Raw genomic sequence first — 13,296 nt, forward strand, 5'->3', positions numbered from 1 at the left:
GAGATGTTTTAGATCAAAGTTATAATTCTTGGTCACATATACTGGTTTTATGTTTTATGGCCATGCTATATACTGCTGCCCTTTATTTTCTCTCGATAGCAATTCATAGCAGGAGCATGCATGACCAAACAGCTTGGCGCATGGAATACCCTTAGTTTAGGTTTAATGGTATTTGCCTTCTTTTTAGGTGCCGGTAACTTAATATTTCCGCCAATGGCGGGTCTTTTGGCTGGCGATAATTTACTTGCTTCCATGTTTGGATTCTTAATGACCGCTGTGGGGTTGCCGTTATTGGGTTTGTTGGCCATTGCCAAGGCTGGCGGAGGTATCGCTCACCTAGGTCGTTACTTGCCGAGCAAAGTGGCTAACCTAATTGCTTTGGCTGTTTATTTGGTGCTGGTACCCATGTTTGGTATTCCGCGAACTTGCTTAGTGGCTTATGAACTGGGTTTTGTGCCTTTAGTGGAGAATGCATCTCAGGCGACTCTACTTGGCTATTCACTATTTTACTTCGTCGCTGCTTTGTTGTTTATCCTGCGTCGTGGTGGCTTAATTGATAGCGTGGGTAAGGTGATTACTCCGTTATTGGTATTGTGTATATCGATAATTGGGGTGAGCGTGTTTAGCCAGCCTTTTGCTGAGATCGCCGCCGCCCAGCAAAATTTTGCTGATATGCCTTTTGGGCAGGGCTTTATCGATGGCTACAATACTATGGATGCCTTAGCCGCCTTGATGTTTGGTGTATTGATGATTGAAGCACTTAACACCAGAGGTATTAGCGGTAAGGACGCTCAATTCTCATATTTGGTGAAAGCCAGCTTAATTGCCGCAGTGGGCTTAACGCTATTCTATGTAGTGCTATTTTATCTAGGCGCTACCGCAACGGGTGTGGCGCCTGAGGCGAAAAATGGTGGGCAAATTATTGTTGCCTACGTAGAGGTACTGTTTGGTCTGAAGGGGCAGTGGCTTTTGGCCACCATTGTCAGTCTTGCCTGTTTTACTACGGCGATTGGTGGTATTTCGTCATTCGCGACCTATGTGAGTGACAACAGCAAATTTTCGTATTCACTCATCGCGATTGTTACGGCTGCCTGTTGTGCCTTGGTGGCCAATATCGGCCTCGATCAGTTATTGCTGGTGTCTATCCCGATTCTGATTGGTATTTATCCGGTTGCGGTGGCCTTGATTGCCTTTAACTTGTTGGTTAATTGGTTTAACCGTCCTCACATGGCGGCGCGCTTAATTATTGGTGTGGCGGCCTTATTTGGTTTGATGGATGGATTAAAAGCTGCCGGTGTGAACATGGACGCCTTCAGTCTTTTGCCTGGCTTCTCGCAAGGTTTTGCTTGGTTACTGCCTACCTTTGCCGCAGTATTGGTCAGCGTATTTGCTCGTTCAGAGAAAGCCGCGCTCACTGAAACCGCTTAAATCTAGACAACATTGCGCCGTTAGCTAATCGGCGCAATATTCTAAGTTAGCAACATATTGGGTTAATAAAGAAATAATTTTATTTGGCCACTGAAGATCTTTGCCTACAGCGCCTCGTATTCACTTCCAGCCCACAATACTATGAAATTTCCTTGTTAGTTTTTCACCGTGCAAGATGGAGTTTGCCATGAAAGAAGTCCCATTTAGGTGGATAGATCGTATAAATGTGCACCTAAAGTTGCAGGAAAAGTTTCTGTTAATGTTTACTTTTCCGATGCTAGCGCTGATTGGCATACTGCTGATCGTGTCCAGTAATGTTGATCAATATATTGAGTCTGTTCATCAGCAAGAAGCTCAGTTACTCAGTCAAGTGATTAGTGCTAAGCCTGAGCAACTAGCCGGAATATTGTCGCAAGCGGGTTACGCTTTAAATGGCAGCAAGGTGAGCTCTCTGCATGAGGATACCTCCATTTTTAGTTTGTTCTCGAATTGGCAGTACGTCAGTATCGCGGCCATTTTATTTGTGGCCGGTTTGCTGTTTTATTACGTGATGACCTTTATTGGTGGTGCTATGTACCAAATTCATCGCGCACTCGATCTCTTATCCAAGGGGGATCTAACCCACCGTTTGAATTACTTTCCGGTACGGGACGAATTTAGCTCCATTGCCATCATTATCGACAAAGTCGCTATTCGTGAACATCAATTGGTCAGTGAAACCAATGCCAGTAATGCCATGGTTAAAGATTTGTGCGAGCAGTTAAATCAAACCAGCGAACAGTGCAGCGACCTTAGCGTGCAGCAGCAAGATAGAGTGGACTCCTTGGCCAGTGCTATTGAGCAAATGGTCTCAACGATTCGTGATGTCGCGGCCAACGCCAACGACACCGCAGAGCAAACTAGCCAAGCCAATCTAGCGACCAGTGAAGGTCAACAAAAGGTTGAGCAAACGGTGGATGCCATCGACAGCTTGATGTCTGATGTACAGCGTGCAGAGCAGGCGGTGAACCAATTAGAACAACGTACCCAAGAAATTGGTGAGGTGGTCACCACTATTGAAGCGATTTCAGAACAAACCAACTTGTTGGCCTTAAATGCGGCGATTGAGGCGGCGCGTGCCGGTGAGCAAGGTCGTGGTTTTGCCGTGGTCGCCGATGAAGTGCGTGGTTTAGCAGGGCGCGCTCAGCAAGCAACGGTGAAAATTCAATCGATGATTGAAGAGCTACAAAGCACCAGTTTAGGTTTAAGTTCTACGGTGAAAGAAAGTGTGCAACGCGGTGAAACCAGCAAGCAGATGATGGGTGGTGTTCACCAAACTATTGCCGATATTAGCCAGCGAACCGATACGGTGTCTGCCAAGATTTCTGAAATTGCCATTGCTTCAGAAGAGCAGGGCACGGTAGCTACCGGGATTTCCGACGATACTCATCAGTTGCGCGACCAAACTGTGTTGGTGACCGAATTGGTACAAGGTTCAGAGCAGTCGATAAAAACCTTGTTAGAGCAAGTTGAGTTATTAGAACAGTTGACCAAAGAGCTGAAAGTGTAAGCTTAAGACTTCACGCGCCTATCTATAGAAAAACAGAAAACAGGGCGCGTGAAAGCATCACGGCGCTTGCTAATGAGCCCCTTCCATCTTAGTTTGACCTCCCCGCATTCTCCAAACTAAACCGAATAAGCCGAGAGCAAGCAGTATCAAGGTTGTAGGCTCATTTACGCTGACGTTATTAGCTTCGCGGCTGCTGACGGTATACTCCGTCATTGACCAAGTTTCGCTTCTAAAACCACAGGTGTCGGGACTGCCATTGTAACTACAGTATTCTAGATATAGTGAGCTATCAGAAGTGGACAAATAGTAGTCTAAGTATTTAGCTAAAAAGCCTTCATTATTGGCATAATTAAGATAAAAACTAGTTAGGCTGACATTGAGTAAATCATCAATGTAGATGCCTATATAGCTTCCGCCTTGCAGATCTTCTATCTGTATTGTTGATGCAAATCCAGGAGTGGTAAAAATGCCGCTTATTGAACTAATGGATGATAACTGCAAGTCTCCAGGTCCATAAGGGATGGGTTGGTATATCGTGTCATCAAAGTTAAGGGTAAGTGAGGTTCCTCGGTTATAATAGATGGTGATCGTGTCAATAATTACCCCTGCCTTGAGTGGTAGTGACAGAGTCAGACTTATTAACAGAAAGATGAACTGTTTGTTGAAAGTTACTTGCATGTTCGTGCTCCTTGCTGGTGAGTTTTTCTCTACATCAGCGAACCATCAGAGCAGCTAGTGAAGCATGACTCATCGCTGGTGAATTTTAAGCAAGAACAGCACCAGTGTGTTTTCGTTACAGCTATAAACAATTGTCAAAGCTCGATGCAAGGGTTCAGGTATGCGAATCCATACCAATGAAATAATAGATAAATTACATTTTTATCATTCATTATTTTCGGCCCTAAGGAATTTACGAGTGATATTTTATTGGCATGTTTTATGGTAGGACATTTGTCTATCAGTCGAAGTTGTAAAATTATCTGACAATTTCGACTGTCGGAGCTTAGGGGCTTACATGAGTAAGTCGCTACTTACTCAGTATTCGGTTTATTTTAATGTGGACAAGGTGGAACTTGAGTTTAGTACTGAGTCACTATTGAAGCCTAGATATCAAGCCAGCGCAGCAAGCTCTTGTTTCAACTGCGCACACCATTGAGCAATGCGTTGATCGCTAAGGTCGTATTGGTTTTCATCGTCTAGTGCTAATCCAAAGAAATATTCGCTGTCTTCGGTGAGGGCTTTAGAGGCTTCAAATTCGTAGCCTTGGTTGGGCCAAAAGCCGATGAAGTTGGCACCGGAAGGGGCCAGTTGTTCAAACAGCATGCCCATGGCATCGAGGAACCACTCGCTATAACCAATTTGGTCGCCCAAACCAAACAAGGCGATGGTCTTGTTTTGTAAGTCGAGCCCTTCAAGGTTGTCCCATACTGCTTCCCAATCTTCCTGCAATTCGCCATAATCCCAAGTAGAAATACCGAGAATAAGCACAGGGTAGTCAGTCATTTGTTGCACATCACAGTCTTTGATATTGAACATATCAAGTTGCTGTTCGGCAAATTCAGCTTGAATTTTTTCCGCTGCTATTTCGGTATAACAGGTAGATGAGCCATAAAAAAGACCAATGCGCATAGTAAACATCCTTCATGCAGGGGGAGAGCTGCGCGGCAGTGTATCAAAAGCCTCAGCTAACACCAATACGCCCGTGTCTTGAAGCCTAAGCAGTGAGAACAATGCCCAGTACTAAAGCCAGTGAAGTCGACCATCCTTTAATCAACCGTTTCATCGAACAGCTGTGGTTTGAGCACGGTTTGGCGGAAAATACCTTAAGCTCTTATCGGAACGACTTGCAGCAGTTGCTGGTATTTTTTAACGCCCAGCAAATTCAGTTAGAGCAGGCGCAAACCCTAGATCTACAAGCCTTTATTAGTCAGCGCTATCAGCAGGGGCAAAAACCTGCCAGTGCAGCGCGCCAGCTATCTACGTTGCGGCGCTTTTACCGCTTCTTAATTCAGCAGCGGCTGCGTGAAGATGACCCCTGTGCCTTGTTGGCGCAGCCCAAGCTAGAGAAGAAGCTACCAGGCACCTTGAGTGAGGCCGAAGTGGAAGCATTGTTGGCCCAGCCCGATTTAACTGACCCTATCCAACATCGCGACTTAGCCATGTTAGAGGTATTATATGCCACCGGCCTACGGGTGACTGAGTTGGTGAGTTTGCAAATTGAGCAGCTAAGCTTGCGCCAAGGTTTGGTTAGGGTAGTGGGAAAAGGCGGTAAAGAGCGCTTAGTGCCGCTAGGCGAGCAAGCCTTAGATGTGCTTGAAGGCTACCTTAAGCTGGCGCGTCCCCAGTTACTTAAGCAGGAGAGTGATGTTTTGTTTCCCAGCTTACGGGGCCAGCAAATGACAAGGCAAACCTTTTGGCATCGAATCAAACACTATGCGCTGTTAGCTGGGGTAAAAAGCCACTTGTCGCCACATACTCTGCGCCACGCTTTTGCTACGCACTTGCTCAATCACGGTGCCGATTTGCGGGTGGTACAAATGTTACTTGGCCATAGTGACCTGTCTACCACCCAAATTTATACCCATGTGGCTAACGAGCGTTTGCGCAGTGTTTATCACCAGCATCATCCGCGAGCCTAGTTGCTGGAGCAGCCTTAGATGAAAAATTTTGCAATTAACCCGCTGAGGCGGTAAGTTTTGCAGAGTTTATACGGTCTGCTTGAGTACCCATTTCCGGAGAATTATTAATGAAGTTATCCAAGGCCCTATTGTTGTCAATGAGTCTGTTCGGCCTTAGCTTAGGCTCGGTGTGGAGTGCTCAAGCGAGTGAATCCGCTACAGGCAAGCTTGATCCGCTAAAAACCCAGCAAGTGATAGAGGCGCGTTTGGGAGTTAAAGTAGACTCCGTTGCTGAAACGCCACTGCCAGGCATTTATGAGATTGCCACCAGTCAGGGCATGTTCTATGTGAGCCCAGATGGCCAATACCTGCTTCAAGGTAGCTTATTTGATTTGGTTAACCGCACTAACCTGACCGAGCAAAGCATGGCTAAACTGCGCATTAAGCAGTTGGCGAGTTTTGAAGACGATATGATCGTATTTAAAGCTAAAGATGAGAAACACGTGGTAACGGTATTTACCGATACCAGCTGTGGTTACTGTCGTAAGCTGCATCACGAGCTCTACACCTATCAAGAAAAGAATCCGCAAACCAAGAAGCTGGAAACCCTACCGGGTTACACCGATTTAGGCATTACCGTGCGCTACTTGGCCTTTCCTCGTGGTGGCGTCGATTCACCAGCCTATGGGCAAATGCAGAGTGTGTGGTGTTCAGAGGATAAAGCCGCAGCCATTGGTGAAGCTAAAAATGGCAAAGCGATTAGCCCTGTAAGCTGTAAAAACAATGTATTGCAGCAATACCAACTAGGCGAAGCCTTTGGCGTAAGAGGTACTCCAGCCATGGTATTGGAAGATGGTTCTATGCTGCCGGGCTATCGCCCACCGGCGGCCTTGCTGGATTTTTTAGAACGTAGTTAAGCCCCAGCTTGCCGATATAGGGCTCCTACTTTGTTTGAAAGAGGAGCCTTTTTTATATGATGAATTAGAGTAAATCAGACTGTGTTATTACGCCGCCGAGAAAACCTTGATACCCAATCCTTACCCAGTGAATGGCCTGAACTGTTAAAGCAAGTCTATGCGCGTCGGGGAGTGAAAAGCGCCGCTGATGTTGAGCGCCGAGCGCAAGCCTTGTTGCCATTTCAAGGCTTGCAGGGAATGAATGATGCGGTAGCGCTGTTAATCGACAGCCTAATGCGACGTAAACAAGTACTGATTGTGGGCGACTTTGACGCCGACGGTGCTACCAGTACCGCCTTGTTAATGGCTGGGTTACCGCAATTTGGTTTCAGTAAAGTCGACTTTTTAGTACCGAATCGTTTTGAGTATGGTTATGGCTTGAGTCCGGAGATCGTCGAACTAGCGGCGGCCAAGGGGGCAGAGCTAATTATTACCGTGGATAACGGTATTTCCAGTATTAGTGGGGTGGCCAAAGCCAAAGACTTAGGCATTCCAGTATTAATTACCGACCACCACCTGCCCGGTGAACAACTCCCGCAAGCCGCGGCCATTGTTAATCCCAATTTATCCGATTGTGCTTTTCCCAGTAAAAATCTCGCCGGAGTGGGAGTCGCCTTTTACTTGCTGGTGGCGCTACGTAGCGAGATGCGCCAGCAAAATCTGTTCGATAAACAAGGTCTGCTGGAACCCAATATTGCCAGTTTATTGGACTTAGTGGCCTTGGGCACGGTGGCCGACGTAGTCCCTCTGGATAGTAATAATCGTATTTTGGTGCATCAGGGCTTACAGCGGATCCGCGCCGGCGCTTGTCGACCAGGTATTCAAGCCTTAATTGAAGTGGCGGGGCGGCAGCAGGCGAATATGGTGGCCAGCGATTTAGGTTTCGCCATTGGCCCGCGTTTGAATGCGGTAGGGCGCTTAGATGATATGAGCTTGGGCATTCATTGCCTGATCAGCGACGATATTCACCACGCCCGTCAGCTAGCCAGCGAAATGGATAGCCTCAATAGCGAGCGTAAAGACATTGAACAAAGCATGCAGCAAGAAGCCTTGCATAGTGTTAATCAATTAAGCATTGATAGCGAACACTTACCCAAGGCGCTGTGTTTATACCAAGCCGACTGGCACCAAGGCGTGGTGGGCTTAGTCGCCTCGCGAATTAAAGAACAATATTATCGACCGGTATTTGCCTTTGCCGATGGCGAACACGGAGAAGTGAAGGGCTCGGGGCGCTCGGTGACGGGGGTGCATTTGCGTGACCTGCTGGAGCGGATCGATACCCAAAATCCCGGCTTAATTAGTAAGTTTGGCGGTCATGCCATGGCGGCGGGCTTATCACTGCCGCAGGCTCGCTTCGATGAGTTTAAGCGCTGTTTGGAAGATACCGCAGCCAGCTTTATTGACAGTGAATGTTTAACCCATACTTTGCTTAGCGACGGTGAATTACTGGCTGAGCAAATGACGCTAGATTTTGCCCAAATGCTACGAGACGCTGGCCCTTGGGGGCAGGGTTTCCCCGAACCCTTGTTTGATGGTGAGTTTGAGCTGTGTAGCCAGCGAGTGGTCGGGCAAAAGCACCTAAAAATGAGTGTTAAACTGCCCGGAATGGCTCAAGAACTGGATGCGATTGCCTTTAATGTGGATCGGGATATTTGGCCGAATGCCAGTTTGAAGCAGGTGCAATTGGTGTATAAGTTAGATGTAAATGAATTTAGAGGGCGGCGCAGTGTGCAACTGATGGTTGAGCATCTAGTGCCCTTGTAAACACAGGAGTAAGCAACAATGTCAGACAGCATGATTGTTATTTGTCCTAGCTGCCAAGCGGGTAATCGTCTACCCATTTCTCGAATGAGTGAAGCGGCGAAATGCGGCAAATGTAAAGCGCCTTTGTTTAGCGGTAAACCGATAGAGGTGGATGAGACTAGTTTTGCCAAACACCTGGCCGGTGAGCTGCCTGTAGTGGTGGATTTTTGGGCTGATTGGTGTGGCCCTTGTAAAAGCATGGCTCCTGCCTATGCGCAAATGGCCCAGCAGTATGCTCATCAGGCGCAGTTTTTAAAGGTAGATACCGAGCAACAACAAGCTTTGGCTCAGCGTTATCAGATCCGTTCTATACCCACCTTGATGTGTTTCAAGCAAGGTAAGTTGTTGGGCCAACAAGCGGGCGCTTTACCCGCTCAAGCCATGCAGCAATGGCTACAACAGTTCATTTAATCGGCTAGATTGTTCACGGCCATTACTACAAAGAGTGTTTAGTCTGCGCTTGGCTGAATGCTTTTTGTAGCTTCCTCGCATTTTATTCCCTTCGCTATTGAGTTGTTCGGCTAATTATCGATAATCCTTGCGACCATTTGTTAATGGTTGGTGTGTGGATGTTTATGAATTTGTTGTCAATAATTTATAAAAAATCTCAACCAAGCCCCTTGGATGTTGTTGCAAAATTAAGGATTGTTTATGCCTAGGAATTTAAGCCTCACCGGAAATGAAAGAAAAATGGTAGAAGATCAGCATATTGTCTCTACCACAGACTTACGGGGGGTGATTACCTATGCAAACAAAGACTTTGTCGAGATTAGCGGTTATAGCGAGTCAGAACTGGTTACCCATGGTCACAACATTGTGCGCCATCCGGCGATGCCTGCGGTGGCCTTTAAGATGTTATGGGACCGCATTCAAGCTGGCCAGCCGTGGATAGGTGTGGTAAATAACCGCTGTAAAAATGGCGACAACTACTGGGTGGACGCTCTAGTCACCCCGATCCTTGGTGAGCAAGGAAAAATAACCGGTTATCAATCGGTGCGGGTTAAACCCAAAGCCGAGTACGTGGCGCGCGCCGATGCCTTGTATCAGCGGGTGAGCCAAGGTAAACCGCCATTATCGCGCATTCAGCAAGGCTTAGGTTTGTTTAGCCGTTATTGCCTAGCCATTGGCTTGCCGATGTTGCTGGTATTAGCTTGGTGTTTTGTCACTGCCAGTCTAGCTGTGGCCACGGGCATAGTGGCCTTATTGGCGGTGTTAGTGCTAAGCCCCTTAAGCGCATTTTATTTAAGCGCGCCGCTACGCCAGCAGGCCGCCCAAAGTAAAAATTTAATAGACGACCCTGTCGCCCAGTGGATTTATACCGGTCGCACCGATGAGCTCGGGCAGATAGAGCTGGCAAAGTTGTTGTTATCCCACTTGCAGCAAACCTTAGTTTGGCGTGTCAGTGACGCCACTCACAACCTCGATGAAGTGGCCGCTCAAGCCGCTCAAGCCACTGAAAATGTTTATCAAGATATGAGCTCGCAGCAGTTAGAGGCAGAGCAGGTGGCCAGTGCGATAACCCAAATGACCAGCAGTGTTGAAGAGGTTTCGGCAAATATTCAACGCACCGCCGAGCAAACCAACCACGCTGAGCAGCAGGTTCATCAAGGTCACCAAGAAGTGACTGAGACCATTACCCATATTAATCAATTAGCTAAAGAAATCGCTCAGGCTAGTCTGGTGATTGAACGCTTGGCCAAAGAGAGTGAACAAATCGGCGCCTTTGTCAGTGTCATTCAAGGAATTGCCGAGCAAACCAACTTACTGGCCTTAAATGCGGCGATTGAAGCGGCTCGCGCCGGCGAGCAAGGACGCGGCTTTGCGGTGGTGGCCGACGAAGTAAGAAGCTTGGCTAATCGCACCCAAAGCTCTACCGAAGAGATCCAAAGTATTGTGGCTACTTTGCAAAGCGAAGCCGAACAAGCAGTTACAGTTATGCAACAAGGCGAGCGCTCTGCCAAAGGTAGCGTAGAGCAAGCTGCACAGGCTGGCGAGGCGATTTATTCAATGACTGCTACGGTAGATCAGATCCGCGATCAGATTGAGCAAATTGCCGCGGCCAGTGAGCAACAGGCCGCGGTATCTAATGAGATCAGCCAAAACATTGCCAATATTAACCAGCAGACGCTGCACACCCTAGAGGGCTGTCAGCATAGTGGCCAAGCTAACCAACAGCTTTCGGAGCAAACTAAAAAACTGCAAGCTATGGTGGAACTATTTGCTCGCTAACCTTGGCTTTAAGTGAATTTACAGCGCCAAATCAAGCTGCTTAATCGCCAGCTTTAAGGCGGCAAAGCACTGCCTGTCGATGGCGCTATCCAGCTCCTGTTGCATAATACTTAAGGCCTTAGCAATGGGAATGGGGGCGCGATAGGGACGGTCGGCAGTTATTGCATCAAAGATATCGGCCACTGTAATGGCTCGGGTGGCTAAGCTGATTTGTTCACCCTTAATGCCTCTTGGGTAACCCTTGCCATCGAGGCGTTCATGGTGGGCCGCCGATACTCGAGCCAGTTCTTTAAAGGCGGCAATTTCGCAGAGAATTTCCTCGGTATATACCGCGTGCATGCGCATTTCTATCCATTCGTCTTCATCCAACTTACCGGGTTTATCGAGAATGGAATTACTCACACCCAGTTTGCCGATGTCGTGTAACAGGGCGCCGCGTTTTAACCAGCGGCGTAGCTCATCGCTAAAACCGAGCTGTTGGCCAATTAGGTCGGTGTATAAGGCTACCCGTTCACTGTGGCCTGCGGTGTAGGGGCTTTTGGAGTCAACAATTTGGCCAAATGCGGCGGCAATTTCATCAAGGTAGTCATCATCTAGGCTAACCGAGTGCTGAGCAGGCTCAAAGGCCAATACTTGTTGTTGCACATCTTCTGCTTCTAGGCCTGCCCAAAATGTGGGCTGCTCGGCTAAATCGACAAAGTGTTGCACTAGTTCTGGGTCAAACCATGTGCCCGCGCGGGTAGTTAATTCGCGCAGCGCGGCATCTCGCCCTGATGATTGATGGAACACATCGGCCACCTGCGCCAGCAGTGCGATGCGGGCGAATAGGGGGATGGCTTGACCGGCTAACTGAGCAGGTCGACCTCCGCCGTTCCAGTGTTCATCTAGGCTGCGAATGGCCTCACTAACACTGGGGCCAAAACGCAGTTGCTTGGCTATTTCGGCGCCACGATCGCAGCGGGTTTGGATTAAGTCTTGGGCTATCTCATCACCATTTTTAATAATATTAAGAATCGCCTTAAAGCGCTCGGCAAGGTTTTTCTTCAAGCCAGTATTTTGCACCACAAAGTTAACCACTTGGCTAAGGCTGCCGTTCACTGTTTTAAAATTGTGTTTAAAACTCAAGTCATCGGTGACATATAGCTCGCAGATCCGTGCCGCGTTGCTACTACAACCTAAGTCTTTTAGCAGCAGAGTGTAGTAGAGCTCGTGCAGTTCTTCAGCGCTAAGCCCACAGCGCTCGCCGATGTGAAAGCCTATCCAGCAGACGCGAATGCAATGCCCCGGCGGTTGCCCTTCGGTAATGTCTAAGGCTTTACTCAATGAGGCCATCAATTCGCTAAGCTGAAGTTGCGATTGACGTTGAATGTCATGGGCTGCTTGCATATTTTTACCTAGTTATTTAGGCCTTATTTAGAGTGTAATTCAGCCGAGTCGGCTTAGGCCTGAGTTATTCTTTATCGAAGCTGTCAACCACAATGGCCCCCATAGAGGCGGGCATAGCAATAATGATAATACGTTTAAGTGCCACCATAGGCTCACTGAGTAAGGGCAGTTTATCAATACATAACAAGACTAAGGCTACCACCATGGCTGCCATGACGTAGTCGATAACGATACGCAGCACAAACACCGGCAGCCGATGGTTAATCTGCCTTTGAAAGACGCTCTGATAACTAAATAAGGCGAGAAAGATTAACGATAAACCCAGCAACATGAAAATATTGCTAAGGGCCAGGGTTTCGCCTAAACGCCAGGCTTCTTCGGTAAAGGAAATCGGCACCGCCAGCGCAAACGCGCCAACAAACACCTGACTGGCATCTTCCATGTTGAAACTAACTTGCATTGCCAACCTTGGTGGTGGAAGGGCTGTAGTATTACTGTAGCGGAAGGTATTGATTTTAGATAGCTTTAGCCGCTAACCCTTGCTGTTGGCTGGCTGCTCTGTGGATTTTTGCTTCATCAGCAACAGGGTAAGAAGGATTTTACTGGGTACTAATAACAGCAAGCCTAGGCCAATAATGCCGGCGATAATTTGTACCCCGCGCACCCCCATCGATACGCTTATGTCGGAAAACATCGCTAAGGCGACGCCGCCCAGCACCAATAATAAACCGAGGCCCATGCTTGTATAGAGCAGCCATTTCCATGATGCTTTCATTGTGATTTCCCGCTAGCCTGCCTTAGTCGCATTATTGGCTGGGCCAGCCTTAGCGACTTTGCGCTAGCGCAGTTTAGGTTTAATTATCTAGCGGGAGCAGCTTGGCATTGTCCATTGTGAGATTTAAGTGGGCTTGTTGCTGTGGCCAAGTGAGCTGCCCGCGCACTTGCCAACGGCTATTGGCTTGCCACTGCAAGGCCTTGGGGAGCTTAAGTCTAAGCTCAGCACCTGCGTCAGTTTGTGCCAGCGCTAGGCCGTTGGCCGCTTCGCTTAATAACTGTACCTCGCCGCTTACCCAGCCGCTGAATTGTTGTTCTATTGCCTGCTCCAAGGCGAGTTCGCTTTGCTTACGAAAAGGACTATTGGGGGCCCAAGTGTAGTAGCAAAACAGACCAACCAACAGAGCCAATACCAAGGGAATACGTTTGTCGATGACGCGAGGATCTTTCATCAGTGCCGTCCTGTAGTGCTGTAAGCAGCGAATCGACCACTTTTTATTGTGGCAGGGTGGTTTAACTAAAAGGAAGGTCATGCTAACAAGTTCAGACCTTA

Annotated in this window: 13 protein-coding genes; 7 read left to right on the plus strand and 6 right to left on the minus strand. The window is 47.9% G+C overall.

The window, feature by feature from the left end; genetic code table 11:
* The first annotated feature begins 120 nt into the window (after window positions 1-120).
* Window positions 121-1,428: a branched-chain amino acid transport system II carrier protein gene (brnQ, locus tag AR383_RS17990; RefSeq protein WP_083481678.1), complete on the plus strand. Its 1,308-nt coding sequence runs from the start codon at window positions 121-123 to the stop codon at window positions 1,426-1,428.
* Between the two features lie 259 nt (window positions 1,429-1,687).
* The gene (locus tag AR383_RS17995; protein WP_198150172.1) at window positions 1,688-2,977 is read left to right on the plus strand and encodes a methyl-accepting chemotaxis protein; all 1,290 of its coding nucleotides are present in this window, start codon (window positions 1,688-1,690) and stop codon (window positions 2,975-2,977) included.
* Between the two features lie 69 nt (window positions 2,978-3,046).
* Here AR383_RS17995 and AR383_RS18000 read toward each other — a convergent pair whose 3' ends face one another.
* Together AR383_RS18000 and fldB are read right to left on the minus strand one after the other, a co-directional pair.
* On the minus strand, window positions 3,047-3,655 hold the full coding sequence (locus tag AR383_RS18000) for a PEP-CTERM sorting domain-containing protein (RefSeq protein ID WP_055734383.1): 609 nt from the start codon (window positions 3,653-3,655) through the stop codon (window positions 3,047-3,049).
* A gap of 432 nt (window positions 3,656-4,087) precedes the next feature.
* Window positions 4,088-4,606, minus strand: a complete 519-nt coding sequence (gene fldB, locus AR383_RS18005) for a flavodoxin FldB (protein ID WP_055734384.1) — start codon at window positions 4,604-4,606, stop codon at window positions 4,088-4,090.
* Window positions 4,607-4,707: 101 nt separating this feature from the next.
* On the opposite strand from fldB, the gene xerD reads away from it, so the two are divergent.
* The 5 genes from xerD to AR383_RS18030 all read left to right on the plus strand — a co-directional run bounded on the left by xerD (window position 4,708) and on the right by AR383_RS18030 (window position 10,583).
* Window positions 4,708-5,616, plus strand: a complete 909-nt coding sequence (gene xerD / locus AR383_RS18010) for a site-specific tyrosine recombinase XerD (protein ID WP_055734385.1) — start codon at window positions 4,708-4,710, stop codon at window positions 5,614-5,616.
* A 107-nt stretch (window positions 5,617-5,723) separates the two neighbouring features.
* Window positions 5,724-6,512 (plus strand): bifunctional protein-disulfide isomerase/oxidoreductase DsbC, encoded by a 789-nt coding sequence (gene dsbC, locus AR383_RS18015; RefSeq protein ID WP_055734386.1) that lies wholly within the window; start codon window positions 5,724-5,726, stop codon window positions 6,510-6,512.
* 81 nt (window positions 6,513-6,593) lie between these two features.
* Window positions 6,594-8,315, plus strand: a complete 1,722-nt coding sequence (gene recJ, locus AR383_RS18020; RefSeq protein ID WP_083481680.1) for a single-stranded-DNA-specific exonuclease RecJ — start codon at window positions 6,594-6,596, stop codon at window positions 8,313-8,315.
* Window positions 8,316-8,333: 18 nt separating this feature from the next.
* Entirely contained in the window at window positions 8,334-8,765 is a 432-nt protein-coding gene (trxC, locus tag AR383_RS18025) for a thioredoxin TrxC (protein ID WP_229711143.1), read from the plus strand.
* A gap of 240 nt (window positions 8,766-9,005) precedes the next feature.
* Window positions 9,006-10,583 carry a methyl-accepting chemotaxis protein gene (locus tag AR383_RS18030; protein WP_055734388.1) on the plus strand — a complete coding sequence of 526 codons (1,578 nt, stop codon included), beginning with the start codon at window positions 9,006-9,008 and terminating at the stop codon, window positions 10,581-10,583.
* Between the two features lie 18 nt (window positions 10,584-10,601).
* Here AR383_RS18030 and AR383_RS18035 read toward each other — a convergent pair whose 3' ends face one another.
* From AR383_RS18035 to AR383_RS18050, 4 genes are all read right to left on the minus strand, one after another.
* Window positions 10,602-11,969 carry an HD-GYP domain-containing protein gene (locus AR383_RS18035; protein ID WP_055734389.1) on the minus strand — a complete coding sequence of 456 codons (1,368 nt, stop codon included), beginning with the start codon at window positions 11,967-11,969 and terminating at the stop codon, window positions 10,602-10,604.
* A gap of 64 nt (window positions 11,970-12,033) precedes the next feature.
* Window positions 12,034-12,429 (minus strand): DUF2391 family protein, encoded by a 396-nt coding sequence (locus AR383_RS18040; RefSeq protein WP_055734390.1) that lies wholly within the window; start codon window positions 12,427-12,429, stop codon window positions 12,034-12,036.
* Between the two features lie 72 nt (window positions 12,430-12,501).
* Window positions 12,502-12,744 carry a hypothetical protein gene (locus tag AR383_RS18045; protein ID WP_055734391.1) on the minus strand — a complete coding sequence of 81 codons (243 nt, stop codon included), beginning with the start codon at window positions 12,742-12,744 and terminating at the stop codon, window positions 12,502-12,504.
* Between the two features lie 79 nt (window positions 12,745-12,823).
* The gene (locus AR383_RS18050; RefSeq protein ID WP_055734392.1) at window positions 12,824-13,195 is read right to left on the minus strand and encodes a hypothetical protein; all 372 of its coding nucleotides are present in this window, start codon (window positions 13,193-13,195) and stop codon (window positions 12,824-12,826) included.
* Window positions 13,196-13,296: the final 101 nt, after the last annotated feature.

Source organism: Agarivorans gilvus, assembly GCF_001420915.1.
Lineage (GTDB): Bacteria > Pseudomonadota > Gammaproteobacteria > Enterobacterales > Celerinatantimonadaceae > Agarivorans > Agarivorans gilvus.